The sequence below is a fragment of the Pararhizobium sp. DWP1-1-3 genome, assembly GCF_049896125.1.
Lineage (GTDB): Bacteria > Pseudomonadota > Alphaproteobacteria > Rhizobiales > Rhizobiaceae > Pararhizobium.
The window spans coordinates 320,690-345,366 of the sequence record NZ_JAFCTR010000002.1 but is presented as its reverse complement, the minus strand read 5'-3'; the positions used below and the strand labels follow the sequence as shown (position 1 = coordinate 345,366).

The 24,677-nt window shown below is 60.5% G+C and carries 27 protein-coding genes; 17 read left to right on the top strand and 10 right to left on the bottom strand.

Translation table 11 applies throughout. The features are described 5' to 3' along the window. Window positions 1-11 precede the first annotated feature (11 nt). The 7 genes from ACP7BS_RS06270 to ACP7BS_RS06240 all read left to right on the top strand — a co-directional run bounded on the left by ACP7BS_RS06270 (window position 12) and on the right by ACP7BS_RS06240 (window position 6,311). Window positions 12-1,913 carry a potassium transporter Kup gene (locus tag ACP7BS_RS06270; protein WP_426236992.1) on the top strand — a complete coding sequence of 634 codons (1,902 nt, stop codon included), beginning with the start codon at window positions 12-14 and terminating at the stop codon, window positions 1,911-1,913. A gap of 249 nt (window positions 1,914-2,162) precedes the next feature. Then, window positions 2,163-3,341: a cell wall hydrolase gene (locus ACP7BS_RS06265; RefSeq protein WP_426236990.1), complete on the top strand. Its 1,179-nt coding sequence runs from the start codon at window positions 2,163-2,165 to the stop codon at window positions 3,339-3,341. Between the two features lie 289 nt (window positions 3,342-3,630). After that, window positions 3,631-3,996 (top strand): AtpZ/AtpI family protein, encoded by a 366-nt coding sequence (locus ACP7BS_RS06260; protein WP_426236988.1) that lies wholly within the window; start codon window positions 3,631-3,633, stop codon window positions 3,994-3,996. Between the two features lie 63 nt (window positions 3,997-4,059). Further along, window positions 4,060-4,821: a F0F1 ATP synthase subunit A gene (locus tag ACP7BS_RS06255; protein WP_426125166.1), complete on the top strand. Its 762-nt coding sequence runs from the start codon at window positions 4,060-4,062 to the stop codon at window positions 4,819-4,821. A gap of 82 nt (window positions 4,822-4,903) precedes the next feature. After that, window positions 4,904-5,131 carry a F0F1 ATP synthase subunit C gene (locus ACP7BS_RS06250; protein ID WP_056332699.1) on the top strand — a complete coding sequence of 76 codons (228 nt, stop codon included), beginning with the start codon at window positions 4,904-4,906 and terminating at the stop codon, window positions 5,129-5,131. A 72-nt stretch (window positions 5,132-5,203) separates the two neighbouring features. After that, the gene (locus ACP7BS_RS06245; RefSeq protein ID WP_426125163.1) at window positions 5,204-5,809 is read left to right on the top strand and encodes a F0F1 ATP synthase subunit B; all 606 of its coding nucleotides are present in this window, start codon (window positions 5,204-5,206) and stop codon (window positions 5,807-5,809) included. 10 nt (window positions 5,810-5,819) lie between these two features. Further along, window positions 5,820-6,311, top strand: a complete 492-nt coding sequence (locus ACP7BS_RS06240; protein WP_426125161.1) for a F0F1 ATP synthase subunit B — start codon at window positions 5,820-5,822, stop codon at window positions 6,309-6,311. Between the two features lie 177 nt (window positions 6,312-6,488). On the opposite strand, the gene ACP7BS_RS06235 is transcribed toward ACP7BS_RS06240, so the two are convergent. From ACP7BS_RS06235 to ACP7BS_RS06225, 3 genes are all read right to left on the bottom strand, one after another. Next, window positions 6,489-6,800 (bottom strand): hypothetical protein, encoded by a 312-nt coding sequence (locus ACP7BS_RS06235; RefSeq protein WP_426236986.1) that lies wholly within the window; start codon window positions 6,798-6,800, stop codon window positions 6,489-6,491. A gap of 202 nt (window positions 6,801-7,002) precedes the next feature. Continuing rightward, window positions 7,003-7,686 carry a ribonuclease HII gene (locus ACP7BS_RS06230; RefSeq protein WP_426236984.1) on the bottom strand — a complete coding sequence of 228 codons (684 nt, stop codon included), beginning with the start codon at window positions 7,684-7,686 and terminating at the stop codon, window positions 7,003-7,005. Between the two features lie 150 nt (window positions 7,687-7,836). Then, window positions 7,837-8,994, bottom strand: coding sequence for a PA0069 family radical SAM protein (locus ACP7BS_RS06225; protein ID WP_426236982.1), 1,158 nt, complete (start codon window positions 8,992-8,994; stop codon window positions 7,837-7,839). Window positions 8,995-9,224: 230 nt separating this feature from the next. Here ACP7BS_RS06225 and ACP7BS_RS06220 point away from each other — a divergent pair, with 230 nt between their 5' ends. Then, on the top strand, window positions 9,225-9,761 hold the full coding sequence (locus ACP7BS_RS06220; protein ID WP_426237464.1) for a glycosyl transferase: 537 nt from the start codon (window positions 9,225-9,227) through the stop codon (window positions 9,759-9,761). A gap of 311 nt (window positions 9,762-10,072) precedes the next feature. Here the strand turns inward: ACP7BS_RS06220 and moaB are convergent, their stop codons facing one another. From moaB to ACP7BS_RS06200, 4 genes are all read right to left on the bottom strand, one after another. Then, window positions 10,073-10,615, bottom strand: coding sequence for a molybdenum cofactor biosynthesis protein B (gene moaB / locus ACP7BS_RS06215; protein ID WP_426228912.1), 543 nt, complete (start codon window positions 10,613-10,615; stop codon window positions 10,073-10,075). Next, entirely contained in the window at window positions 10,602-11,534 is a 933-nt protein-coding gene (locus tag ACP7BS_RS06210; RefSeq protein ID WP_426236980.1) for a 4-(cytidine 5'-diphospho)-2-C-methyl-D-erythritol kinase, read from the bottom strand. Before ACP7BS_RS06210 ends, moaB begins: the two co-directional genes overlap by 14 nt. 12 nt (window positions 11,535-11,546) lie before the next feature. After that, window positions 11,547-13,376 carry a tetratricopeptide repeat protein gene (locus ACP7BS_RS06205; protein ID WP_426236978.1) on the bottom strand — a complete coding sequence of 610 codons (1,830 nt, stop codon included), beginning with the start codon at window positions 13,374-13,376 and terminating at the stop codon, window positions 11,547-11,549. 268 nt (window positions 13,377-13,644) lie between these two features. Continuing rightward, the gene (locus tag ACP7BS_RS06200; RefSeq protein WP_426237462.1) at window positions 13,645-14,661 is read right to left on the bottom strand and encodes a polyprenyl synthetase family protein; all 1,017 of its coding nucleotides are present in this window, start codon (window positions 14,659-14,661) and stop codon (window positions 13,645-13,647) included. A gap of 109 nt (window positions 14,662-14,770) precedes the next feature. Between ACP7BS_RS06200 and ACP7BS_RS06195 the strand changes: the two genes are divergently transcribed. The 4 genes from ACP7BS_RS06195 (at window position 14,771) to ACP7BS_RS06180 (ending at window position 17,164) form a co-directional block, all read left to right on the top strand. Then, window positions 14,771-14,992, top strand: coding sequence for a DUF2007 domain-containing protein (locus ACP7BS_RS06195; RefSeq protein WP_426236976.1), 222 nt, complete (start codon window positions 14,771-14,773; stop codon window positions 14,990-14,992). 223 nt (window positions 14,993-15,215) lie between these two features. Further along, the gene (locus ACP7BS_RS06190) at window positions 15,216-15,986 is read left to right on the top strand and encodes a tRNA1(Val) (adenine(37)-N6)-methyltransferase (RefSeq protein ID WP_426236974.1); all 771 of its coding nucleotides are present in this window, start codon (window positions 15,216-15,218) and stop codon (window positions 15,984-15,986) included. A 95-nt stretch (window positions 15,987-16,081) separates the two neighbouring features. Next, window positions 16,082-16,948 (top strand): S49 family peptidase, encoded by an 867-nt coding sequence (locus tag ACP7BS_RS06185; protein WP_426236972.1) that lies wholly within the window; start codon window positions 16,082-16,084, stop codon window positions 16,946-16,948. A 27-nt stretch (window positions 16,949-16,975) separates the two neighbouring features. Next, window positions 16,976-17,164 carry a hypothetical protein gene (locus ACP7BS_RS06180; RefSeq protein ID WP_426228906.1) on the top strand — a complete coding sequence of 63 codons (189 nt, stop codon included), beginning with the start codon at window positions 16,976-16,978 and terminating at the stop codon, window positions 17,162-17,164. 106 nt (window positions 17,165-17,270) lie between these two features. Here the strand turns inward: ACP7BS_RS06180 and ACP7BS_RS06175 are convergent, their stop codons facing one another. Both ACP7BS_RS06175 and ACP7BS_RS06170 read right to left on the bottom strand, forming a co-directional pair. Then, window positions 17,271-17,585: a type II toxin-antitoxin system RelE/ParE family toxin gene (locus tag ACP7BS_RS06175; RefSeq protein WP_426236970.1), complete on the bottom strand. Its 315-nt coding sequence runs from the start codon at window positions 17,583-17,585 to the stop codon at window positions 17,271-17,273. Between the two features lie 8 nt (window positions 17,586-17,593). After that, the gene (locus ACP7BS_RS06170; RefSeq protein WP_426236968.1) at window positions 17,594-17,866 is read right to left on the bottom strand and encodes a hypothetical protein; all 273 of its coding nucleotides are present in this window, start codon (window positions 17,864-17,866) and stop codon (window positions 17,594-17,596) included. Window positions 17,867-18,034: 168 nt separating this feature from the next. Between ACP7BS_RS06170 and ACP7BS_RS06165 the strand changes: the two genes are divergently transcribed. Next, window positions 18,035-18,997 (top strand): glycine--tRNA ligase subunit alpha, encoded by a 963-nt coding sequence (locus ACP7BS_RS06165; RefSeq protein WP_426236966.1) that lies wholly within the window; start codon window positions 18,035-18,037, stop codon window positions 18,995-18,997. A gap of 253 nt (window positions 18,998-19,250) precedes the next feature. After that, window positions 19,251-20,237, top strand: a complete 987-nt coding sequence (locus ACP7BS_RS06160) for a GGDEF domain-containing protein (protein WP_426228902.1) — start codon at window positions 19,251-19,253, stop codon at window positions 20,235-20,237. A gap of 82 nt (window positions 20,238-20,319) precedes the next feature. On the opposite strand, the gene ACP7BS_RS06155 is transcribed toward ACP7BS_RS06160, so the two are convergent. Continuing rightward, window positions 20,320-20,517 carry a hypothetical protein gene (locus ACP7BS_RS06155; RefSeq protein WP_426236964.1) on the bottom strand — a complete coding sequence of 66 codons (198 nt, stop codon included), beginning with the start codon at window positions 20,515-20,517 and terminating at the stop codon, window positions 20,320-20,322. 201 nt (window positions 20,518-20,718) lie between these two features. Here ACP7BS_RS06155 and ACP7BS_RS06150 point away from each other — a divergent pair, with 201 nt between their 5' ends. The 3 genes from ACP7BS_RS06150 (at window position 20,719) to ACP7BS_RS06140 (ending at window position 24,626) form a co-directional block, all read left to right on the top strand. Next, window positions 20,719-21,267 (top strand): LemA family protein, encoded by a 549-nt coding sequence (locus ACP7BS_RS06150; protein WP_426236963.1) that lies wholly within the window; start codon window positions 20,719-20,721, stop codon window positions 21,265-21,267. A 100-nt stretch (window positions 21,268-21,367) separates the two neighbouring features. Then, window positions 21,368-22,636, top strand: coding sequence for a 3-phosphoshikimate 1-carboxyvinyltransferase (locus tag ACP7BS_RS06145; RefSeq protein ID WP_426236962.1), 1,269 nt, complete (start codon window positions 21,368-21,370; stop codon window positions 22,634-22,636). A 46-nt stretch (window positions 22,637-22,682) separates the two neighbouring features. Next, window positions 22,683-24,626: a DUF2207 domain-containing protein gene (locus ACP7BS_RS06140; RefSeq protein ID WP_426236960.1), complete on the top strand. Its 1,944-nt coding sequence runs from the start codon at window positions 22,683-22,685 to the stop codon at window positions 24,624-24,626. The last annotated feature ends 51 nt before the right edge of the window (window positions 24,627-24,677 follow it).

Genomic DNA, 24,677 nt, shown 5'->3' with positions numbered 1-24,677 from the left:
GAAATATTCAGATGTCTCATTCTGCAGCTCAACCGGAGACGCGCGACAAGGCAATACGGAAGCTTCTGGCTCTGTCCCTTGGTTCGATCGGTGTTGTCTATGGCGATATTGGTACCAGCCCGCTTTACGCGTTTCGCGAAGCCCTGCGCCCGGTTTCCGCTGATGGCGTGACCCGTCTTGAGATCATCGGGTTGATCTCGCTGATGATCTGGACGCTGACCATCATCGTCACCCTGAAATACGTGCTGTTCCTGCTGCGGGCCGACAACAATGGCGAGGGCGGTACGCTGTCGCTGCTGGCGCTACTGATGAAATATTCCAGCAAGCGCGCAAACCGGCTGTTCTTCCTCGGCATCGCCGGTGCTGCCCTGTTCATCGGCGATGCGATCATCGCGCCCGCCCTGTCCGTACTCTCGGCGGTCGAAGGCCTGAAACTGGTGACGCCGGCGCTGTCGCCCTATGTGGTGCCGATCTCGGTGGTCATCCTGCTGCTGCTCTTTGCCGTGCAATCGCGCGGCACGGCGGCAGTCTCGAAATTCTTCGGCCCGATCATGGCTTTGTGGTTCATCGTGCTGGCGGTTGCCGGCATCAGCCACATTACCGACGACTACGGCATTCTCGCCGCGTTCAATCCCTATTATGCCGTTCATTTCCTGTTTCACGCCGGTTATGTCGGCATTGTCGTGCTCGGCGCCGTCTTCCTGACGGTCACGGGTGCCGAGGCGCTTTACGCCGATCTCGGCCATTTCGGCCGCAAGCCTATCCAGTGGGCGTGGATCGGCCTCGTCTTTCCGGCGCTGGCATTGAACTATCTGGGGCAGGGCGCTCTCGTCCTAAAGCATCCGGAAGCGATGTCTGATCCGTTTTACCTGATGTTCCCGGAATGGGCCTTGCTGCCGGTGGTCATCCTTGCCACCTGTGCCACGATCATCGCCGCCCAGGCCGTCATCACGGGTGCCTTCTCGCTAACCCGCCAGGCGATCCATCTCGGCTTCCTGCCGCGCATGGCGATCTTTCATACGTCGGAAACCCAGACCGGCCAGATCTACCTGCCCAATGTCAACATGCTGCTGATGTTCGGCGTCATGCTGCTGGTGTTCGTCTTCGGCTCGTCCGAATCGCTCGCCACCGCCTATGGTATCTCCGTCACCGGCGCGATGGTCGTCGATACGTTCCTCGCCTACGAGTTCGTGCGGGTGCGCTGGCGGTGGCCGCTCTATCTGGCGATCGGCACCCTGCTGCCGCTGCTCATGCTGGAATTGGTCTTCTTCGGCGCCAACATGTTGAAGATCCATGACGGCGGTTACGTGCCTGTGCTGATCGCCGCAGCGATCATCGTCATCATGTGGACATGGCGGCGCGGCACCAAGATCCTGCACGACAAGACGCGGCATACCGACATTCCGCTCGCCTCCTTCGTCAAATCGATCGAGCGCAAGAGCGAACATGCGCCTGTGTCGGTGCCGGGAACGGCGATCTTCCTGACCAGCGATCCGGAATCGACGCCGGCAGCGCTCTTACACAATATCAAGCACAACCACGTGCTGCACGCGCAGAACTTCATCCTGACGATCCGCACCTTGAACACACCGGTGGTGCCCAAGGACCAGCGTGTCACGGCAAGCAGCCTGTCGGAGCGCTTCAGCCTGCTGGAAATGCGCTTCGGCTACATGGAAACCCAGAACGTCTCGCAGGCGCTCGGCCTGTTCCGCAAGACCGGGTTGAAGTTCGATATCATGTCGACCTCGTTCTATCTGGGACGGCGCAAGCTGGTTCCGGATGCGCAATCGGGCATGCCGCACTGGCAGGACAGGCTGTTCATCGGCCTTGCCAATGCCGCCATCGACCCATCCGACTATTTCCGCCTGCCGACCAATCGCGTGGTGGAACTGGGTTCGCACGTCATCATCTGATTGCAAGCAGAATTCCAAAACGCCTCCTGCGCCTTGGCCGGGAGGCGTTCTGCGTTCAGCCCCCACATTCCGGGCCGGCGTCATTAACCAACCATCAAGGTTAATGCTTCATTGTCAGGGCAGTTGAAGCGGTAAACACGTGATTGAACGCGATGTCACCGCTCGTCCGATTCACTTCCGCGGGGATAGACGGTCCGGGTATTTTTGCCGGATGGAGACCCGCGTCTGTCAGTGCGTGGAGTACGGTTGGTGCGTAAGAGTAAAGTGTTGCGTTTTCCGTCCGGTTTGCCGTCCGCGCGCTGGACTGCCCCCTTGATGCTGGGCATCGGTCTGTTCGTCGGGTTTCCCTCGGTCGCTGCCCATTCCGATCTTGCCACCTTCCTCTCCGGCATCAATCGCGGCGGCGAACGCTGGCGCATGCACATGACCCGCTCGCCGGCAGGCTCGCTGCACGAGGTCGAGATGGTCTTCAACGATCCGGTCGTCGCCGGCGCGATCGGCGATGGGGCAGGGATCGACATGCCGGATGGTGGCAAGGTCTCCCTGAGCGCCGAGCAGAAACAGGCCGATCCGCGCACCGACGAAGACCGGGTCAACCGCAAGGACAAGAAGGGCCGCATCATTGCCGTTGCGCCCGTCACGCCGCCGAAGGATTTTACCGCAGGCTCGATCCTGCAGCGTACCAGCTCGCTGACCGATCCTTTGTTCGATGCGGCGGAGCGGATGGTGTTTTCCAAGTCCAAGATCCAGGGCAAGGAAATCAAGATCGCCACGGCCTTCTACAAGAAGAAGGCTCCGAAGATCGATCCGGGCATGTCGCCGATGCTGGCCAGCCTGGTGACCAACCAGTCGGCCGATATTCTTGCCACCGCCTACGCACCCGCTGAGCCCGACTATTCTCGCCAGTCGCCGTTCGATTCGATCCTGCGGGAAAACAAGACCGGTGGCCGTTTCATTCCCGATATCGCGCCTGAGGATCATGCCTGGGCTGCCAATCCGCTGCCTGCCTCGGTCTTTTCGGAAGCCGAACAGAAATGCCTGACCTCGGGCATCTATTTCGAATCGCGCGGCGAAACACTGAAAGGCCAGGCGGCCGTCGCCCAGGTCATTCTCAACCGCGTCCGCAATCCGGCCTATCCATCGACGGTTTGCGGTGTCGTCTATCAGAACAAGGGTTGGTACAACCGTTGCCAGTTCTCGTTTGCCTGCGATCGCATTCCCGACATCGTCTGGTCGCGCTCCGCCTGGGCGACCGCCAAGGAAATCGCCCTTGCTGTGACTGCCGGAAAAATCTGGTTCCCCGAAGTCGGCTCCGCGACGCATTATCATGCGACCTATGTGAAGCCTGACTGGGGCCCGACGATGAAGCGGGTCTCCAAGATCGGCAAGCATATCTTCTACCGCACCTATGGCGGCGGCTGGAGCTGATGGCCAGCCAAGCGGCTGGGGCCGGGCGCAGCATTCCTGTGATGGTCCGGCAAAGCCTCAAGTGATTCCCGGCGAATCCGGCCAAGTCTTCGCTTTCATCGACTAAATCAATGTTTTTATTCAATAATATTGTGCCCTAACAAGGGCTTCAGGTGCCTTGACTATGCAGGCCCCTAAAACTATGTTGCGGCCGACTTCAGAACGGGCCGAGCGGTGGCTTCAAATCCGGCCTTTGTGTGACCAAGCTCATGGTTTATCACCGTGACGGTAGCAAAAGGGAGGACGCCACATGACGGATAACCGGAAAGAGGGTCTGGAAGATCGGCTGAAACGCCTCGGGTCCGAGCTGTCTGAAAAGCGCAAGGAAGACCCGAAATACGCTGCGGATGAAGCGCGCGCTGCGCAGAACCGCAAGGGCTATCAGGTCGCTATCAAGCTTTCGAGCGAATTTGTGGCGGCGATCATTGTCGGTGCACTTCTGGGCTATCTTTTGGACCATTTTGCGGGTACAGCGCCGTGGGGGATGATTGTGCTTCTCCTGCTTGGTTTTTGTGCCGGTGTGCTGAACGTGCTGCGTTCGGCGGGCATGGTGGCAGCGCCTCACCCGGCAGATACGCTGGGCAAGGGCATCAAGAACAAGAGTGACGACGCGTAAACACGCTGTTGTCGCAGGTTGAAATATCCGCCCCTTGGCGGTTTGTAACGAGAGAGAGCGGCTGTGGCAGGCGATAAGGTAGATCCGGTACACCAGTTTGTGGTCAACAAGATCATTCCGATCGAAATTGGCGGTATTGATTTCTCTTTCACCAATGCCTCTCTGTTCATGGTGGCAACGCTCGCCGTGGCCACGGCATTCCTCTATTTCACGACGTCGACGCGCAGCCTGGTTCCCGGCCGCATGCAGTCCGTCTCCGAGATTTCCTATGAGTTCATCGCCTCGATGCTGCGCGAAGGTGCGGGCTCCCACGGCATGAAATTCTTCCCGATGGTGTTCTCGCTGTTCATGTTCATCCTGACAGCGAACATGCTCGGCATGGTTCCCTACTTTTTCACCGTCACCAGCCAGATCGTCGTGACCTTTGCGCTTGCGCTCTTCGTCATCGGCACTGTTCTGGTCTACGGTTTCTATAAGCACGGCCTTGGCTTCCTCAATGTGTTCGTGCCCTCTGGCGTACCCGGTATCCTTCTGCCTTTGGTTATTGCAATCGAAGTGATCTCCTTCCTGTCCCGTCCGATCAGCCTTTCGGTTCGTCTCTTTGCGAACATGCTGGCCGGCCACATCACGCTGAAAGTGTTCGCAGGCTTCGTCGCCTCGCTCGGAACCCTCGGCGCGCTGGGCATCGGTGGTGCGATCCTTCCGCTCATCATGACCGTGGCCCTTACGGGTCTCGAATTCCTCGTGTCCTTCCTCCAGGCCTATGTCTTTGCGGTGCTGACTTGCATGTACCTCAACGACGCAGTGCATCCGGGCGGGCACTAAGGAATAAAGTCGTGGGCCTGGCCGGTTTCGACCGGCCAAGGCATCAAAATTAGCCGCAACAACCATTTCGAAGGAGAAAATCATGGAAGCGGAAGCAGCAAAGTACATCGGCGCAGGTCTCGCTTGCCTCGGTATGGCCGGCACGGCTCTCGGCCTCGGCAACATTTTCGGTAGCTACCTTTCGGGCGCCCTGCGCAACCCGTCGGCAGCGGACAGCCAGTTCGGCCGTCTCGTATTCGGCTTCGCCGTTACGGAAGCTCTGGGCATCTTCTCGCTGCTCGTAGCTCTGCTTCTCCTTTTCGCCGTCTAAGTTCGGCTTGAAGGCAGGGCCGCGGTTTCAAGTCGCGGCCCGCATCTTTTCTGAGTGCACCTGGAGGTGAGCATGTTTGTGACCGCGGCATACGCCCAGTCAACCACCACCGAAGGCGCAGAGACCCACGACGCCGCTGCCGGCGAGGTCCACACCGAAACCGGTGTAGCCCATGAAGGCGGACATGGCTCGGGAGTGTTCCCGCCCTTCGATACTTCGACATTCGCATCGCAGCTTCTCTGGCTGGCGATTACCTTCGGTCTTTTCTACCTTCTGATGTCGAAGGTCGTCATGCCGCGCATCGGCAGCATTCTTGAGACGCGTAACGACACGATCGCACGCGACCTCGACGATGCCGCCCGCTCGAAGGCAGAGGCGGATGCAGCCATTGCTGCCTACGAACAGGAACTGGCCGCTGCCAAGGCCAAGGGCAACGCGATCGCATCGACTGCGCGCGAAGCTGCAAAGGCAAAGGCTACTGCCGATCGCACTGCGGTCGAAGTCAGCCTGAACAACAAGATTTCCGCTGCCGAAGCCCGTATCGCCGATATCAAGACGAAGGCCCTGGCCGACGTTGGTGCGATCGCCGAGGAAACTGCGGCCGCCGTCGTCGAGCAGTTGATCGGCGGCAAGGTATCGAAGGCCGAGATCGCATCCGCGGTCAAAGCGGCGAAGTAAGGAGAGCATCATGGATTTGACCTCACTGGCCACATTCTGGGCCACAGTCGGCTTGGTGCTTTTCCTCGCTCTCATCGTGTACCTGAAGGTTCCGGGCATGCTGGCAAAGTCGCTCGACGAGCGCGCTGGCCGCATCACCAACGAACTGGCCGAAGCCAAGCGCCTGCGCGCCGAAGCGCAAGCGCTGCTCGTCGAATACCAGCGCAAGCGCAAGGAAGCCGAAGCTGAAGCTGCCAACATCGTTGCCGCTGCTGAACGCGAAGCTGAAATGCTGACTGCCGAAGCCAAGCAGAAGACCGACGAATTCGTCGCCCGCCGCACGGCTCTGTCGGAACAGAAGATCAAGCAGGCCGAAACCGACGCCATCAACTCGGTGCGCGCCACCGCCGTCGACATCGCCATCGCTGCCGCCGAAAGCGTCATCACGGCAAAGTCGGATGCGGCAACCCAGGCCGCCCTGTTCGCCAAGGCGATCGGCGACGTGAAGACGCGCCTGAACTGAACGACTGCATCATGAAGATTTGAAAAGGCTGGCTCGCGCCGGCCTTTTTTGTGCCTGCATTTTTGTTATTGCGAAGCCGCCTGCCGGGAGAGGTGTGCCTGTGACGGTGGGCTGAAGAGAGCCGGTATGTGTCTCTCGTCCAGCAAAAGCCATCGGCAGCCGGATGCGCCCAGCTTTTTAGTTGCTGGTGCTTGCCGTCGGCGCCATGGTCAGGCAGGCCTGTTCGAACTCCAGCATCGTCTCTGCGCTGTTATCGCCGGGCAGGACTGCGTCGGTTGCCATATTGCCCGCATCATCCGGCGTCCCGTCGTCGTAGACGAACGACTGGATGTAATAGGCAAGCCCGCCCTTCCAGACCTTTCGGCCATCGATATCCTTGCAGCTATAGGCGGTCTGAAGATCCGATTGCAATGCGTCCGCGGTCGGCTCTTGCGCAGCGGGAACGCTGGTCGCTGTTGTGGCGGCGAGGAAGATCAAGCCAAAAAACACGGTTTAAAACCTTTCGAGGGAATCGCGGGTGCATGTTGATTTTGATTCTATAACCCGTCCGCCTGGCTGTTTGTTACCGGGGGCACGCCGCGCACAAGAAAAACCTCAGCTGTGCTTTTGACGTCAATGACAAAAAGGGAACGCAGGGCGCAGGCCCTTGTTCCAAGCCCTTGCTCCAAGACTGCGCCAGTCGTCTCAAGGCTCAGCCCGGCAATTCCTCGTCCGTTGTTTCAACGCCGTCCTGCCGCAATGGCCGGAAGCTCATCCGGTGCAGCGGGCAGGGGCCATGATCGTCGATGGCGTTGCGGTGGCGCCGCGTCGCATAGCCGGCATGGGTGGAAAACCCATAGGCGGGAAAAACCAGATGGGCGCGGCTCATCATCCGGTCGCGCGAAACCTTGGCAATGATCGAGGCCGCCGCGATCGACAGCGAGCGGGCATCGCCCTTGACGACCGCCTTGCCTACACAGGCAAGCCCGGGGGGTATGTCGCGGCCATCCGCCAGCACCAGAGCCGGAGCCATGGAAAGGCCAAAGACTGCCCGCCGCATGGCATCGAGGCTCGCCTTGCGGATATCCGTGTCATCGATCCTGCCGGCAGCAGACGAGGCGATGGAGACGATGGAGGACGAGAGGATGAGATCGAACAATTCCTCGCGCCGGGCGATCGACAGCTGCTTGCTGTCGTTCAAGCCGTCCGGAATGTTGTCGGGATCGAGAATGACGGCAGCGGCAACGACGGGGCCGGCCAACGGGCCGCGTCCGGCCTCATCGGTGCCTGCGACCGGCCAAAGCCCATCGCGGCGCCCGGCCAGCTCGAAGCTGAAGTCGGGGCCTTCAATAGTGTCGAAAAGAAAGGGGGAATCGGGCGGTGTGCGTCGTGACATGCGGCGAAACTCGCACACAAGCCCGATTCCCTGCAAGTCCTTCGGCAATGAGGCGGTTGCCGGAGGATGACCGCTGCTGCCTCGGGGCAGGAAACAGCATCGGTATAGCGATTTCCGGGATCGATCCCGGAAAAACCCTTGAGCGTTGCGTTAGAGCAGCGACAGCTGAACGCCGGTCCCGAGTGGCGGAACGAAAAGATCGCAGTTCAGCGGGCGCCTCGTGACATTCAGTTCCAGCCGCTTTGCCGCCAGCTCGAAACGGCGGCCGATCTGCCAGGCATAGGGACCGGCACCTTTCATGCGCTTGCCGAACTCGGCATCGTAATCCTTGCCGCCGCGCATCGAGCGGACCAGCGACATGACGTGGCGGTAGCGATCCGGATAGTTACGCAGCAGCCAGTCGCGAAACAGCGGGCTGACTTCGAGCGGCAGGCGCAGCAGCACGTAGCTCGCATGCGTCGCACCGGCCGTCTTGCCCGCGTCCAGCACCCGTTCGATCTCATGGTCGTTGAGGGCCGGGATGACCGGTGCCATCATCACCGTTGCGGGAATGCCGGCCTCTGTCAGCGCCTTGATCGCTTCCAGCCGCTTGGACGGTGTCGAGGCCCGTGGTTCCATCAGCCGGGCAAGCTTTCGGTCGAGCGTCGTCACCGACAGGCCGACCTTGGCGAGACCCTTCTCGGCCATCGGCGCCAGGATATCGATATCGCGCATGACCATCGCCGATTTGGTGACGATCATGACAGGATGATCTGCGCCTTTGAGAACCTCAAGGATCTGGCGCATGATCCGCCATTCCTTCTCGATCGGCTGGTAGGGGTCGGTATTGGTGCCGATGGCGATCGGGCGCACCTTGTAGCCGGGCTTGGCCAGCTCCCGCTCCAGAAGCTTTGCGGCATCCGGCTTGGCAAACAGCTTTGCCTCGAAATCGAGCCCCGGCGACAGTCCCATATAGGCGTGGGTCGGGCGGGCGAAGCAATAGATGCAGCCGTGCTCGCATCCCCGGTAAGGATTTACGGAACGGTCGAAGGGAATGTCGGGCGAATCGTTGCGGCTGATGATCGAGCGGGGCTTTTCGATCTGAACTTCGGTCTTGAAGACCGGCAGATCCTCCAGGGAATCCCAGCCGTCATCCTCGAGTTGCCGCGATAGGGGTTCGAACCGCCCGGACGAATTGATCGCAGCACCCCGGCCGCGCCGCCGGTCGATCTCGATGCGCAGCCCGGAGCCGGCAATCATTGCTTCGGCCATATCTGCCGTATTGGCAGGCGCCAAAGCACCCTGCCTGATCTGAGACAGCTCGTTCATGGGTTTCTCCGGAGGAATATCCTTGCAGACGTTTTAGTATCCTCTGATTATTTTCCTATCGCGAAAACGAGAACAATGCAAGAACAAAAAATCGGAAACTGCTGTTGCTCTCGTTCTCCCGAGTGCCGCATCCTGCTTTGGGGGCGCGCGCATTCATCATGAATCAAATGTTAATCGGCCGGAAACGAAGGGCGTGTAGAAATTCTGTGTGCAATGCGGTATGGACGGCGATGCTGACGATCATCACCGAAACCCGCGATAACGAGGCCGAACTTGCGCAGACGCTGTCGGCGCTTGTGGCGGGTGCCGTGGAAGGTCTGGTGAGCGACGTGATCGTACTCGATCACGCATCGCAGGATGGCTCCAGCCGGGTGGCAGACGCCGCCGGAGCCCGGTTTTGCACCAGCTGGGACATGACGGATATCGTCCGTTCCGCGCGCGGCGATTGGCTGCTCTTGCTTGAAGCAGGTGCGCGGCCGGTAGGGCGATGGATCGACGACGTGGCGGAGTATATGTCGCTGAACAAGATGCCGGCACGCTTTTCGCCCTCCCGGCAGTATCGCCGGCCGTTCCTGCAGCGCATCGTCACCCGCCCGGCGGCGCTCGAGCTGGGGCTGCTGCTGTCGAAGCAACAGGCAGCGGTGATCGCCAAAACGTCCATGCAGCTTGGCGATTTTGCCAACGGGCGAGCAATACGCAAGCTTGGAAGCGAACTCGTGCCGGCCTGGGTGGCGATCGCCAACCGTCCGGGCGCCGAAACGCTGTAGCTGCAACTCGCCGCAAAAAGAGCAGGCCCTTTCGAACCTGCCCTGACGTCATTGAAAAATCGACCGTGAAAATGTCTTGCCGCGTAAAACCCAGCCACCGCGTCGTATCGCTTGGCGAGGCGGTTTTCAGTGCGTGAAATCCGCCTCGTTCATGCTGTCTGGATTGATCTGGAAACCGGACGCCGTCGATAGATAAGCCTGCATCCTGTCATCCTCGTTCCGTCTTTCGATGAGTTGGTTTTACACTGCCGCATCGTGGCGCGCTGTTACGAAAGGAACAGGGAAGATCGGGTTTATCTGAAACGGAGAGGTCAGCCGCGCTTCAGGTGTTCGTCCAGCCTTGGCATGATCTCGACGAAATTGCAGGGCATGTGCCGGTAGTCGAGTTGCTGCTTCAGGATGCCGTCCCAGGCATCCTTGCAGGCACCGGGGGAGCCGGGCAGCACGAAGATGAAGGTGGCGTTGGCGACGCCGCCGGTGGCGCGCGACTGGATCGTCGAGGTGCCGATCTTGTCATAGGAGATCCGGTGGAAGACCTCGGAAAAGCCGTCCATGCGCTTTTCGAACAAGGGCTCCAGCGCTTCCGGCGTCACGTCACGTCCGGTAAAGCCCGTGCCGCCGGTGGTGATCACCACGTCGATCGTGTCGGTGAGCGTCCAGGCCTTTACCTGTGCCGCAATTCTCTGCGTGTCATCCGGTACGATGGCACGGGCCTCAAGCCGGTGTCCTGCCTCGGTGATGCGGGCGGCCAGCGTGTCGCCGGACCGGTCGTCCGCCAGCGTGCGGGTATCGGAAACCGTCAGGACCGCGATGCCGACCGGAACGAAGGGTCTTGTCTCCTTACTCTCGGTCATCGTGGTCTTCCTCTCCATGGACGCTGTGGCAGGGCAGAACGTACCAGTTCGGGTTCTGCCTGGAAAGAACAGCCGCCGCCGCGTCGCGGGCTTCAGCGCTTGCATAAAGGCCAAAGCAAGAAGCGCCCGATCCGGACATCCGCACAAAGGAGGCGCCCGTCAGACCAAGCGCCTCGGAGACCGCTCCGATCTCCGGCTCAAGAGCGCGGGCAGGCGGCTCCAGATCGTTGCGCAGGTCTTTCAGAACATCGATCCAGCCATCACGCGGCGGCTTGCCCGGAGGCATCGAGAGCGGCGGCCTGGTCTTGTCCGTCAGCGATTTGAAAATCACCGGGGTCGAAACGGCCTTCAGCGGATTGACGATCAGCATCGGAAAAGATGGAAAATCCATCACCGTCCGGATGTCTTCACCTATGCCGCGCGCAACCAGCGGCCGGCCATAAAGGCACATCGGCACGTCGGCGCCCAGTTTCAGCGCTATTTGCTGCAGGCTGCTGCGATCGATGGAAGCCTGCCAGAGATCGAGCAAGCCAAGAAGTGCCGCCGCCGCATCCGCCGAGCCGCCGCCGATGCCGGAGGCGACCGGCAGGTTCTTTTCGAGGTGCAGATGGACCGGCGCGGCCTTGATGCCCTTTTCGTGGAGATGCGCGCGCAACAGGTCACGCGCCTTCAGCACCAGGTTTCCATACGACGCTTCCCCCGTGTTCGGCAGATCGGCGGCAAAGCGGCCGGAGAGGGTGAAGCGGTCTTCATTGGAAACGGAAAAGCCGACGCGGTCTCCCGCATCGGCAAAGGTCACGAGGCTTTCCAGCAGATGGTAACCATCGGCGCGCTGGCCGACCACATGCAGAGCCAGATTGATTTTCGCCGGCGCTATGCGCGTCAGCGAAAAACCCACAATACCATCCTCATGTGCCATGGAGAGGCAGGATCAGGATTTCTTGCCGGCAGCAACGTCCGGCGCCACCTTCTTCGGCTGAGTATCGCCGGCTTCGGCGGCAGCCGGAACCTTGACTTCGACCGGCGGCAGGCCGCTTTCGATCTTCGCCTTGATCTTCGGAATTTCCGCTTCTTCGGGCTTCAGCGCCAGCGTCTGGTTCCACTGGAACACCGCTTCCAGCTTGCGGCCGACACGCCAGTAAGCATCGCCCAGATGATCATTGATGGTGGCATCGCCGGCCATCAGTTCGACCGCACGCTCCAGTTCGCCAACGGCGTCATCGAAACGGCCCATCCGGAAATAGGCCCAGCCGAGCGAATCGACGATGTAACCGTCATCCGGCTTCAGATCGACCGCCTTGCGGATCATGCCGAGGCCTTGTTCAAGGTTGATGTTCATATCGACCCAGGAATAGCCGAGATAGTTCAAGACCTGCGGCTGGTCGGGGTTGAGGTCCAGCGCCTTCTTGAAGCTCGGCTCGGCCTTGTCCCACATTTTCTGGCGCTCATAGGCAATGCCGCGCTGGAAGAAGATCGTCCAGTCGCTGCGCTGCGGAACCGGGCCGATCGCCTCCACGGCGCGGTCGTAGACCAGACCCATTTCCTTGTAGTCCTTGGCATCCGACAGCACGCTGCCATAGGCGAGGTAGCTGCGCACGTCCTTCGGATCGAGCTCGATCAATTCCTTCAGATGCTGCTTGGCCTCATCGACCTTGCCGATCGAGGCGAGGCTGAGCCCCAGCTGCATTTCCGACAGGCGCCGCATCGGCGAATTTTCCGGCACGCTCTTGTAGAGCGCGATGGCCCGCTCGGGCTTCTTCAGGTTTTCGGCGATGCCGCCGAGCATGACGAGGATATCGGCGCTTTCCGGATCCAGCGCCCGGGCCGTCTGCAGGTAGAGCGAGACGATGTCTTCCGCGCCGTCGCGGTTCAGCGCCGCACCGATCGAAAACAGCACGGCGGCCGCACCCTGGGTGGCGCTGCGGACCTGCTGTTCCTGCGGCTTGCCTTCTTCGATGCTGGTGCGCAGCGCCTTCAGCGGTGCATAATTGCTGATGAAGCCTTCGCCGACCGAAACCGCATCGAGCGCCTTCTGCTTGTTGCCGTCGCGGGCCTCGAGTTTTGCCAGCGCAACGACGGCGCGCATGAAGGTGTCGGGGGCAGCGCTGCCGCCTTCGCGGTCGAGAACGGCATCATTCAGCTTGGAGCGGGCCGTGGACTTGTCGCCGGCGGCCAGCGCAATGGCGCCCTGATGGTACGATTTGAAGATCCGGAACCATTCCGGCCCCTCCATCGCCTCGATCTCGGCGATCGCGTCCTTCGGCTTGCCTTCGCCGGCCTTCGCCCAGCCGAGCAACAGGCCGTTCATCAGCCGGTCGAGATCGTTCGGGCCTTCATAATTGAGGATTTTCTGCGCGTGGCGATATTCGCGCTTTCGGATCGCCTCGACGGCACGGGTGATCGTGGTGATGCGCTCGACGGAACTGTCGGTCTTCAACTCTTCGGCAATTTTGGCGCCGCCGTCGAAATCGCCGTTCATCAGCGAGGTGATCATCAGGCGCTGCTTGACGTCGACATTGTCAGGTTCGAATTCGAGCGCCGTGCGATAGAGCTTGGTTGCCGTATCGAGATCGTGATCGACATCGGCCGTGCGGGCAGCGAGAAACGCGCCGGAGAAGCTGTTGACCGAATTCAGATCGAATGGCTTGCTTTCTTCGACCGCAGGCTTTTCCTCGGCAAAGCTCGTGGCCACGCCGGAAAACGACGCCAGGGCCAGGAAGGCAGCGCCGCTGAGCAGGCGAAGAAGGTGTTTTTGCCGCATGACAAGCCTTTCGTTACGAGCGGCGCCCCTTGGCGCCGACACCGGATTCGCGCGGAATCAGTCCCAAATCAATAACGCATAACCCGGCAAACCGGAATCGGTTTGAACGCAAGGCAAAACGCAATTCGACATACCGCCGTCAACTTCGGCTCACTCGATCGTGAGCGCCGCTCGACGGCAGCCGGAACATGGACGGATAGAATGGCTTTTTTGGCGCAGTGCGGCAAGAAATTCCTTAAACCGTGCGGCCGATCCTTGCAACGGCGCGTCAGCTGACGCGGTCGATGCAGAAATCGATAACCTCGAGAAGCGCGTCCTTCCAGGGTGATTCGGGCAGCGGTGCCAGCGCATCGCGGGCAATCGTACCGTAATGCTGGGCCCGGGCGATGGTGTCGGTCAGGCCGCCGTAGCGGGTGATCAGGCCTAATGCCTTTTCCAGGTTCTGGTCGTTGCTCTCGCCGCCCTCGATTGCCTGGCGCCAGAAACTGCGCTCTTCGGCCGTGCCTCGGCGATAGGAGAGAATGACGGGCAGGGTGATCTTGCCTTCGCGGAAATCGTCGCCGGTATTCTTGCCGAGATCGGCCGCCTTGCCGCCATAGTCGAGCACGTCATCGACCAGCTGGAAGGCAAGGCCGAGGTTCATCCCATAGGATTTCAACGCGTTGCGGCTGGCCTTGTCGGTCTTGGCGACGATCGGGCCGACTTCGGACGCGGCTGCAAACAGGGCGGCAGTCTTGGCGCGGATGACGGACAGATAGTCGTCCTCCGTCGTTTCCATGTTCTTGGCGACGGACAGCTGCAGCACCTCGCCTTCGGCGATGACGGACGCGGCGGTGGACAGCACGTCGAGTGCATCCAGCGAGCCGACATCGACCATCATGCGGAATGCCTGGCCAAGCAGGAAGTCACCGACGAGAACGCTGGCCTGGTTGCCCCAGATCATCCGTGCCGTCGATTTGCCGCGCCGCAGATCGCTTTCGTCGACCACGTCGTCATGCAGAAGGGTGGCCGTGTGCATGAACTCGACTGCGGTCGCGAGCTTGACATGGGCGTCGCCGGTAAAGCCGAACATGGCGGCCGAGGCCAGCGTCAGCATCGGGCGCAGGCGCTTGCCGCCGGAAGAGATCAGGTGGTTGGCCACCTCCGGGATCATCTGGACGTCGGATCCCGCCTTGGACAGGATCAGCTGATTAACGCGCTCCATGTCCGCCTTCGTCAGATCGACGAGCGGCTTGACCGATGCCTGTTTGTTTTTGCTGTCTTCCAGCGGTATCACTACGCCCAACACAAGGGACTCCTGTTCAAATTCCAGTTCGGACAATAGAAAGGGGGGCTTGTGGCGGCAAGAGGCGAATTGTCCCGCTTGCTCAAATAAGGCAGGAAAACGACCCGGAATGAAGGAATTGATCCGTACCAACGACGTCGTCGTGCTCTCGTTTGCCGAAAGTCTGATGAAGGATGCCGGCATCGGCTGCTTCATCGCCGATCAGGGCATGAGCATCCTTGAAGGTTCGCTCGGCCTGTTGCCCCGGCGTTTTCTGGTCGATGAGGACGATGCCGAGGAGGCACGGCAGGTCTTGATCGATGCCGGACTCGAGGCGGAATTGCGAGATTAAGCGCAATCATGTCACTCGCGTCCAGTCACCCCCCTCTGTCAGCTTTGCTGACATCTCCCCCTCAAGGGGGGAGATCATTCTTTTCCCGCAGCAATCTGGAAATCAGGCAGGGTGAGGCGGGCTTGAGGTTTTTTGCGATCTCCCCCTTTGAGGGGGAGATGTCCCGGAGGGACAGAGGGGGGTATTGCTACCAAGAATGCAAACGTCTCCGGATGCTTCCCCTATGACCACCGAAACCATCGACAGCTTTCACCGCGGTCAATTTCAGGTGATCCAGCCGCTGGGGCAGGGACACCGCTCCGGCATGGATGCGATGCTGTTGGCCTCGCTGGTCGCTTCGGCAAGGCCCTGTCGTGTCGCCGATCTCGGTGCCGGTGCCGGTGCAGCCGGCTTTGCCGTTGCCTCGCGGCTGGACAATGCCGAAGTGCTACTGGTCGAGCGGTCGCCGTTGATGGCGGATTTTGCCCGGCGAAGCCTGGCACTTGCGGAAAACGCCCGTTTTGGCAGCCGGATATCCGTTCTCGAAGCCGACGTATCGCTGACCGGCCGGGCAAGGGTTGCAGCCGGTCTTGCCGACAACAGTTTCGATCACGTCATCATGAACCCACCCTTCAACGATGCGTCGGACCGCAAGACGCCGGATGCATTGAAGGCTGAGGCGCATGCGATGACCGATGGCCTGTTCGACACCTGGATCAAGATGGCCTGCTCTATAGCACGGCCCGGCGGACAACTGTCTTTGATCGCGCGGCCGGAATCGATCGCCGAGATCATCTCCGCCTGCGGCCGCCGTTTCGGCGGCATCGAGATCACGCCCGTGCACCCGCGCGCCGGTGAAAATGCCGTTCGCATCCTGGTCACGGCGATCAAGCAGAGCCGCGCGCGGCTGACGCTGCGGGCGCCACTGATCGTGCATGAGGCAGAGACGCACAAGTTTGCCGCCGTTGTCGATGACATGAACAACGGCCGTACCGCCTATCACCGCAATCGATGATTTTCATCATGTGCCATTGTGTTTGCCGCGCCAATGCATACATGCCAACACGCATAATGATTGCCAAATGCGTACAATGAATGCAGGGAGTTCAGATGGCCGGACTGTTCAGGAAACTGTTGCCGAAGCGTTTTCGCAAGGACGGCGTGACGATCCCGGTCGTCCGGCTGCATGGTGCGATCATGGCGGGCGGCAGCCAGTTTCGCCCGGCACTCAATCTGGCGACGATCGCGCCGGTGCTTGAAAAAGCCTTTTCGATGAAGGACGCACCGGCCGTTGCCATCTCGATCAATTCTCCCGGCGGCTCGCCCGTCCAGTCGCGGCTGATCTATCAGCGCATCCGCGATCTGGCGGAGGACAAGAAGAAGCGCGTCATCATCTTCGTCGAGGATGTGGCGGCTTCCGGCGGCTATATGATCGCGCTGGCCGGCGACGAGATCATTGCCGACCCGACCTCGATCGTCGGTTCCATCGGCGTCGTGTCCGGCGGTTTCGGTTTTCCGGAACTGTTGAAGAAGATCGGCGTAGAGCGTCGTGTCTATACCGCCGGCTCCAACAAGGTGATGCTTGATCCGTTCCAGCCGGAAAAGGAGAAGGATATCGAGTTCCTCAAGGGGCTGCAGCTCGAAATCCACGACATCTTCATCGGCATGGTCAAGGCGCGGCGCGGTCATCTTTTGGCCGATACGCCCGACATTTTCTCAGGCCTGTTCTGGACCGGCAAACGTGGACAGGAGCTCGGACTGGTCGATAGCCTTGGCGACATGCGCGGCGAGCTGAAGAAGCGGTTTGGCGCAAAGACCCAGCTGCAACTGGTCTCCGCCTCGCGCGGCCTGTTCGGCCGCCGCCAGCCCGGTGCGGCGCTGGCAAGCGGCATGGCCGAGCGTTTTGCGGTCTCCGCCGTTTCCGGCCTTGCCGAGGTTGCGGAAGAAAAGGCATTATGGGGCCGCTTCGGGCTTTGATAGTCTGACGGAAACGGGGGAGGGCGCATGCCGCAACTGATTATACTGCTGGTGTTTGCAGCCATCGCCTGGGTGGGCTACCGCAAATTCGTGGCCGACGCCGAAAAACTGAGCCGGCGCCAGCAGGAAACCCGCCGCCAGCAGGAAACCGGCACGCAAGGCACGCTGGTCAAGGACCCGGTGACGGGGGAGTATCGGCTGAAGAAGCCGGAGTGATGACGACTGACATTGCTCTTGGAAAAGATTGAAAAATCCCAGCTCAAACTTCCGGCTGGCCGGGTCTTCGATCGTGATGTGGCCAATATCCGAGACACTGGCGCGGTTAAGCCCGTTCCTTCACCCGAGATTCCCAATCTGCCCCGCCATAGCTGACACAAATAACGTAGGCTTCGCGGCGATCGTCAGAGACCGTGAAACACACGACTGCCTTGCCTGCCGCTGGGATGATGCGGAGCCCCGGATAAATTTCGTTGCGGACCGTGCCGACATGCGGGAAGTCACGCAGCGAAAGCAATGTGGCTTCGATATCGTTGATCTTCTTCTCGGCGACATCATATCCCGCGTATTCGCCGATAAAAATGGTCATCGTGGAAAGGTCGTCACGGACAAGCGGGTGGCGAACAACCTTGTAGCGCATTCCGCCGCTCAGCCCCTTTTTGCCCGGATAAGGGCGCGTATGTCATCGAACATGGTGTCGCCCTCCAGTGGTATCCACTGATCTTTCGGCAGTTCCATCCGCCTGCGGATCTCGTCCGCCATTCCCGCCAACGGATCGGCAGCAACGGTATCATTCTGCATCATCTGCTCGATCCCCGCCTGGATGACGCTGGAGACGGACGGATAGAAGCCATCCGCCACCATTTTTTCCGCAAATTCCCGGTGGGTTTCGTCCAGTTCAATCGCGATCTTGACGGTCATGTGCCGATCCCTTGTTTCAAGGCCAGCCTATCATAAACGGCGAATTGTCCGCAACGAGACAAGGGTATGCACGGTGCTCCTTCTGTTTCGCCAGCCGGGCACGCCCCTTGACCCTCCTCGCCCATCATGGCACCAGACAGCCAGATACCTTCAACCTGGACTGATGCCATGACCGCCGCCGCTCTCCCGGACCATATGAACCCCAAGCGCTCCTTTCAGGCGCTGATCCTGACGCTGCACGCCTACTGGGCAGACAAGGGATGCGCGGTTCTGCAGCCCTATGACATGGAAGTCGGCGCCGGTACCTTCCATCCGGCAACGACATTGCGGGCGCTTGGCCCCAAACCCTGGCGGGCAGCTTATGTGCAGCCATCACGCCGCCCGTCCGATGGGCGTTACGGCGAAAACCCCAACCGGTTGCAGCATTACTACCAGTACCAGGTCATCCTGAAGCCCAATCCGCCGAACCTGCAGGAGCTGTATCTCGGTTCGCTGGCGGCCATCGGCCTCGATCCGCTGTTGCACGACATCCGCTTCGTCGAAGACGACTGGGCAAGCCCGACGCTGGGCGCCTGGGGTCTCGGCTGGGAATGCTGGTGTGACGGCATGGAAGTCTCGCAGTTCACCTATTTCCAGCAGGTCTGCGGCATCGAATGCTCGCCTGTCTCGGGCGAACTCACCTATGGTCTCGAACGTCTCGCCATGTATGTCCAGGGTGTCGACAATGTCTACGACCTGAACTTCAACGGCCGCGAGGGAGACGAGAAGATCAGCTATGGCGATGTCTTCCTGCAGGCGGAACAGGAATATTCCCGGCACAATTTCGAATATGCCAACACGGCGATGCTGCAGCAGCATTTCGTCGATGCCGAGAAGGAGTGCATGGCGCTTCTGGCAGCCGGAGCACCCGATACCGGCGCCAATGCGATCCTGCACAAATGTGTCTTCCCTGCCTATGACCAGTGCATCAAGGCCAGCCACCTCTTCAACCTGCTGGATGCCCGCGGCGTGATCTCCGTGACGGAAAGAGCGAGCTATATCCAGCGCGTTCGCACGCTGGCGACGGCCTGCGGCGAGGCCTTCCTGCTGACGGACGCCGGCGGCATCAATCTGGCAAAAGACGCTGCCTAACCGTTGACCACAGCACCAGGCTCACCCGGGCCTCTGCACAAAAGCGCGGGCATGGGGTGCAATCTGTCAGAGCGCAGCGGCCTCCTTGACACCTGTAATCATCGAACTGCAGTAAAAATACAATCATTGGATGATTTTTGCCGGAGCTCTCCTTATGGGGGTGTAATCAATTCCCTCAGTGCATCGTGTTGTTCAGTAAGCGTTTAAGGAGTTTGTTCTAAGCTTTGTCGAGTGATTGAGTTCAGGACGCGCAATGGACGACGAGGATATTCTACCCCCGGAAGTTTTGGCTTCGATGTTGATGCGAATGTTCGAGTTCGCACCGATCGCGATGGCGATTACCACCAGTGATACGAAGACGTCGAGCTACGCCAAGGTCAACGACGCCTATCTCAAGCTGACGGGTTTGAAATGGGAAAATATCCGCGGCAGGAAGCTGACGTCGGATGGCGCCGCGATCGATAACCCGGCCCGCGATCGCCGCCACCGGCTGCTGGCGGAAGTGGGGTCCTACGAGCTTGAAGAGGTCGATCTCGTCTATGCCGACGGCACGATCATCCCGACGCTGATCTCGGCGCAGCGAACCCTTGTCGATGGCGTCTCCTTCGATGTCGAAGTCATCGTCGACGTATCGGCGCGTGTCAGGCAGCAGCGCGAAATCGAGAACGCCTTGCGGGCATCGGCACGCACCGACGCCCTGTCGGGTCTTCCCAACCGGGCCTGTTTCGACGAGGTGATTGTCGAAGCCGTGGCGCGCAGCATGTTGAACGACCGCAAGCTGGCGCTGGCCTTCATCGACCTCAACGGCTTCAAGATGGTCAACGATACGTTGGGGCATGCCGCCGGAGACGAGGTCTTGAGAACCATCGCCAGCCGCCTGCGCGAAAGCTTTCGCGCCACCGATTTCATCGCCAGAATTGGCGGCGACGAATTCGTCGTCCTGCTCGATATCGACCTGAAACTGGCGGCCGACGTGCAGCAAAATGTCCAGGACGCGATGGAGCGGGTTTTCAAGCCGATCGCCATAGAGGGCAAAGTGACCTATACCGGTGCTGCCGTCGGCGTTACCTTCCTGCAGCCGGACGATACCGTCGCATCCTTCGTCCGCCGGGCAGACGAATACATGTATATCGCCAAGACCAGCGAACAGCGCGTCGCCGTCGTCTGTTTCGGGCAGATCCTGGAAGAAGTCCTTTCCCCGGAAGACTCGGTGGAATGGGGAAAATTAGGCCGCTCCTAAAAGGGAAGTACAAAAGCTTTGGCGCTCTTATGCGCGTACATGTCGGCGAATACGGCTAAACGTCTGGCGCAGAAAACAATACTCAAATCAGACCGCGCTCATCAGCGCCAACCTGCCATGCCGGTTTCTCGGTCGCAAACGCACCGGTCGAAAGCTGGCTGGCATAGGTCTGCAATGCACGGCGAACGCCTACTGGTTTTTCAAGAGTACCCACGCTCGTATAGGCAAAAAACAAGGCCGAAAAGGCGATGACGTTGATGAGGGCTGCGAGCGTTTTCATTGGGCGGCACTTTGCGGGTTCGACGTTGATCTGATGCCGCAACTATCGATCAAGCGCCGCCATCGCGCGGTTCCCGGCGGAACAGGCTTGTGCGGAGCAAGCGGGAAAACAGAGAGCGCGGAGCGAGCGGTTGAAATTTGTCTTTCAACGGCGGCGTTCGATCCCTAAGCTGCGGAAAAATCGAGCGCGGAAGGAACCCCGATGATTACTCTGGCCATTGCTGCGGTCGTGATCCTCTACCTGATCTTCGTCTATAACGGCCTGGTCAAGGCGCGGCAGGTGAAGGAGGAAGCCTGGTCGGGTATCGACGTGCAGCTGAAGCGCCGCGCCGATCTCATCCCCAATCTGATAGAAACCGTTAAAGGCTATGCCGCCCACGAAAAGGGCACGCTGGAAGAGGTGGTCGCACTTCGAAACAAGGCGCAGGCGCTGCCGGCAGGCGATGTCGCCGGCCGGGCAGCAGCAGAAGGCATGTTGAGCCAGGCGCTCGGCAAGCTGTTCGCCCTGGCCGAAGCCTATCCCGACCTCAAGGCCAACCAGAACTTTTCCGAGCTGCAGCAGTCGCTGGAAAGCATCGAAAGCGAAGTGCAGATGGCCCGCCGCTACTATAACGGTGCTGCGCGCGACTTGAACGTCAAGGTCGAAAGCTTCCCGTCGAATTTCATCGCAGGCCCCTTTGGTTTCACCAAGGCGGCCTTTTTCGAAATCACCAACGAGGCCGACCGCACTGTCCCGGTGGTGAAGTTTTGATCTAGCCCGGTCGGGCATTCCGTCGTAGACGGCTATCCACAATCGAGAGAGCGCACACAGCCACGGACTGGCGGTGCTGAAGGCATGAAGAGACAAGAGCATGAACGCCGCAGACCAGAAACTGACCATCCTTCCGCCCGGCCATCCGCTTGAAGGCCGCGTCAGTCCGCCCGGTTCGAAATCGATCACCAACCGGGCGCTGCTTCTGGCCGGTCTCGCCAAGGGCACCAGCCGCCTGACAGGTGCGCTGAAGAGCGACGACACTCGCTACATGGCCGATGCCCTGCGCGCCATGGGCGTGGAGATTTCCGAGCCTGACGGCACGACATTCGTCGTCACCGGAACCGGCAAGCTTCTGCCGCCGGAAAAGCCGCTTTTCCTGGGCAATGCCGGCACTGCGACGCGCTTTCTGACGGCCGCTGCGGCTCTTGTCGATGGCACCGTGATCGTTGATGGCGATCAGCATATGCGCAAGCGGCCGATTGCTCCGCTGGTGACCGCGCTGCGCTCGCTCGGCGTGGCGGTGGAAGCCGAAACCGGATGCCCACCGGTAACTGTTTCAGGCACAGGCGATTTCGCCAGGGATCACGTCACCATCGATGCCGGCCTTTCCAGCCAATATGTCTCCGCCCTGCTGATGGCCGCCGCCGGCGCTTCCCGCCCGGTCAATATCGAGCTTGCCGGTGAAGAGATCGGTGCGCGTGGTTATATTGATCTCACTGTTGCGGCGATGCGCGCCTTCGGCGCCGAAGTCACTCAGGTCAGCCCGTCGATCTGGCAGGTGGCCCCGACCGGCTACCACGCCGCCGACTATCTGATCGAGCCCGATGCCTCGGCTGCAACCTATCTTTGGGCGGCGGAAGTCTTGACCGGCGGCCGGATCGATCTGGGGGTTGTTGCAACATCCTTCTCGCAGCCGGATGCGAAAGCCTATGACGTGATCGCCACGTTCCCGCATATGCCGGCGATCATCGATGGTTCGCAGATGCAGGATGCCATTCCGACACTTGCCGTGCTTGCCGCCTTCAACGAGACACCGGTGCGTTTCGTCGGCATCGAAAACCTGCGCGTCAAGGAGTGCGACCGTGTGCGCGCTCTGTCCACCGGCCTGTCCAATATTCGCCCCGGTCTCGCCATCGAGGAGGGCGACGATCTGCTCGTTGCCTCCGATCCGGCCCTTGCCGGCCAGACGCTGCCGGCCGACATCGACACGTTCGCCGATCACCGCATTGCCATGAGCTTTGCGCTGGCCGGCCTGAAGATCAGCGGCATCACCATTCTCGACCCCGGCTGCGTCGCAAAAACCTATCCGCGCTATTGGGATGAACTTGCTTCGCTCGGCGTCGGGCTCGAGGGCGACCGGCCTTAACCGGGCGAGAAAATTACGGCCAACGCGCCGGGGAGGGATCGATCGCATGAAACGTGTTTTCGCGGCGCTGGGATGGATCCCCTTTTTCCTTGCCGTCCTGTTGTCCACGGCAGGACTTGCGCGGGCCGAGGAGATTTTTACCGCCTATCGCTCGGTCATCGACGTCGCCGAGAGCGGCGTGCTCGGTGTCACCGAAACGATCACCGCCAATGTCGAGGGAAACCGCATCAGGCGCGGCATCTACCGTGATTTTCCGCTGACGGTGACCGATGCAAACGGCCGTGTCGTCAAGGTCGATTTCAAGCTGATTTCCGTCGAGCGGGATGGTGCGCAGGAGCCCTATCGCACCGAAAGCATCAGCGGCGGCATCCGCATCTATACCGGCGACAAGGATGTATTCTTGGCCGACGGCGAACATACCTTTCAGTTCACCTACGAGACCGCCCGCCAGATCCGCTTCTTTCCCGATCATGACGAGCTCTATTGGAATGTCACCGGCAACGAATGGGCATTTCCGATCGAGGAGGCGTCCGCGACGGTTACCTTGCCTGCCGGCGTGAAAGCCGAAGCGTTGGATGTCTTTACCGGCAGCCAGGGCGCGACCGGCAAGAACGCCGGCGCGCTTGAGGATGGCGACCGGCTGGTCTTCACCACGACGCGCCGTCTCGAGGCCCACGAAGGGCTGACCATCGCCGTCAAGATGCCGAAGGGCAGCATCGACCCGCCATCGGTAGCACAGGAAAGGACCTGGTGGTTTTACGATCATCTGCCGCCGATTCTGGCCATCGCGGGCTTCGTGATCGCCGCGCTGTATTATTCGCGCATGTGGCTGAAGGTCGGCCGCGATCCGGCCCGCGGCGTCATCGTGCCGCGCTGGGATGCGCCGGACGGGATCTCCCCGGCACTGGTCAACTATATCGACAATAGGGGGTTTTCCGGACAGGGCTGGACGGCGCTCTCCGCCGCAGCCCTCAATCTCGCGGTCGAAGGCTATGTCGTGCTGAAGGACTTCAAGAACTCGCTGGTCATCACCCGCACGGACAAGCCAAAGCCGCCTTCGCTGCCGACCGGCGAGGCGGCCGTGCTCGCGGCGGTGCAGCGCAATGGCGGCGAGCTGACGATCGACAAGGACAATGGCCCGGCAGTGCAGAAGGCCGGGGCAGATTTCCGCACGGCCATGGAAAAGGAACATCGCAACAAATACTACCATGCCAACACGGCCTATGTGGTCGGGGGCATCGCGATCTCGGCGCTGTTTCTGCTCGCCATCTTCATCTTCGGCCTTCTCGACGGTGCGACCGTGGCACTGGTGATCGTGCCGGTGTTTGCCTCTGTGGTCATCTCGGTGTTTTCGGTCGCCATCGGCAAGGCTTTCAATAAGCGCGGCAGCCTGTTTGCGCGCATCGGCTTACTGATCGTCGCCGCCCTTCTGACCTTTTTTGTCGTCGCGTCCGCGCTCAGCGTTTTGGCGGTTGTCATCAGCATGGCGCTGGAGGCGCATCAGGTGCCGCTTTTGATCGGCGTCGGCGGCATCGTGCTGGTCAACATGCTGTTCTTCCATCTGATGGGCGCGCCGACGCCGATCGGCTCGAAGATGATGGATGGCATCGATGGCCTGCGGCAATATCTGACGCTCGCCGAAAAAGAGCGGATGAACATGGCCGGCGCACCGGAGATGTCGCCGCAGCATTTCGAAAAGCTCCTGCCCTATGCGGTGGCGCTGGGCGTCGAAAAACCCTGGTCGGAAACGTTCGACCGCTGGCTCCTGGCCGCAGCCGCAGGGGCTGCCGCCTACCAGCCGGCCTGGTACAGCGGCAATAATTTCGCCGCCGGCTCCTTCGGTGATCGCATGGGCGGGTTCGCAGGCTCGATGGCCAGCACCATGTCCTCTTCGCTACCGCCACCACCCAGCTCCTCATCCTCCGGCTTTTCCACCGGCGGCGGCTTTTCGGGCGGCGGCGGAGGTGGTGGCGGCGGAGGCGGGTGGTAGCTCTTTTATCTCCTCAAACTGTAATGATTGTATCATGTAGTGATACTTGAC

Coding starts and splice junctions, on each gene's coding strand:
- ACP7BS_RS06270 (WP_426236992.1), top strand. CDS start 12: ATGTCTCATTCTGCAGCTCAACCGGAGACGCGCGACAAGGCAATACGG.
- ACP7BS_RS06260 (WP_426236988.1), top strand. CDS start 3,631: ATGACGGATAACCGGAAAGAGGGTCTGGAAGATCGGCTGAAACGCCTC.
- ACP7BS_RS06250 (WP_056332699.1), top strand. CDS start 4,904: ATGGAAGCGGAAGCAGCAAAGTACATCGGCGCAGGTCTCGCTTGCCTC.
- ACP7BS_RS06245 (WP_426125163.1), top strand. CDS start 5,204: ATGTTTGTGACCGCGGCATACGCCCAGTCAACCACCACCGAAGGCGCA.
- ACP7BS_RS06240 (WP_426125161.1), top strand. CDS start 5,820: ATGGATTTGACCTCACTGGCCACATTCTGGGCCACAGTCGGCTTGGTG.
- ACP7BS_RS06230 (WP_426236984.1), bottom strand. CDS start 7,686: ATGTCACGACGCACACCGCCCGATTCCCCCTTTCTTTTCGACACTATT.
- ACP7BS_RS06225 (WP_426236982.1), bottom strand. CDS start 8,994: ATGAACGAGCTGTCTCAGATCAGGCAGGGTGCTTTGGCGCCTGCCAAT.
- ACP7BS_RS06220 (WP_426237464.1), top strand. CDS start 9,225: ATGCTGACGATCATCACCGAAACCCGCGATAACGAGGCCGAACTTGCG.
- moaB (WP_426228912.1), bottom strand. CDS start 10,615: ATGACCGAGAGTAAGGAGACAAGACCCTTCGTTCCGGTCGGCATCGCG.
- ACP7BS_RS06210 (WP_426236980.1), bottom strand. CDS start 11,534: ATGGCACATGAGGATGGTATTGTGGGTTTTTCGCTGACGCGCATAGCG.
- ACP7BS_RS06205 (WP_426236978.1), bottom strand. CDS start 13,376: ATGCGGCAAAAACACCTTCTTCGCCTGCTCAGCGGCGCTGCCTTCCTG.
- ACP7BS_RS06195 (WP_426236976.1), top strand. CDS start 14,771: ATGAAGGAATTGATCCGTACCAACGACGTCGTCGTGCTCTCGTTTGCC.
- ACP7BS_RS06190 (WP_426236974.1), top strand. CDS start 15,216: ATGACCACCGAAACCATCGACAGCTTTCACCGCGGTCAATTTCAGGTG.
- ACP7BS_RS06185 (WP_426236972.1), top strand. CDS start 16,082: ATGGCCGGACTGTTCAGGAAACTGTTGCCGAAGCGTTTTCGCAAGGAC.
- ACP7BS_RS06180 (WP_426228906.1), top strand. CDS start 16,976: ATGCCGCAACTGATTATACTGCTGGTGTTTGCAGCCATCGCCTGGGTG.
- ACP7BS_RS06175 (WP_426236970.1), bottom strand. CDS start 17,585: ATGCGCTACAAGGTTGTTCGCCACCCGCTTGTCCGTGACGACCTTTCC.
- ACP7BS_RS06170 (WP_426236968.1), bottom strand. CDS start 17,866: ATGACCGTCAAGATCGCGATTGAACTGGACGAAACCCACCGGGAATTT.
- ACP7BS_RS06165 (WP_426236966.1), top strand. CDS start 18,035: ATGACCGCCGCCGCTCTCCCGGACCATATGAACCCCAAGCGCTCCTTT.
- ACP7BS_RS06160 (WP_426228902.1), top strand. CDS start 19,251: ATGGACGACGAGGATATTCTACCCCCGGAAGTTTTGGCTTCGATGTTG.
- ACP7BS_RS06155 (WP_426236964.1), bottom strand. CDS start 20,517: ATGAAAACGCTCGCAGCCCTCATCAACGTCATCGCCTTTTCGGCCTTG.
- ACP7BS_RS06150 (WP_426236963.1), top strand. CDS start 20,719: ATGATTACTCTGGCCATTGCTGCGGTCGTGATCCTCTACCTGATCTTC.
- ACP7BS_RS06145 (WP_426236962.1), top strand. CDS start 21,368: ATGAACGCCGCAGACCAGAAACTGACCATCCTTCCGCCCGGCCATCCG.
- ACP7BS_RS06140 (WP_426236960.1), top strand. CDS start 22,683: ATGAAACGTGTTTTCGCGGCGCTGGGATGGATCCCCTTTTTCCTTGCC.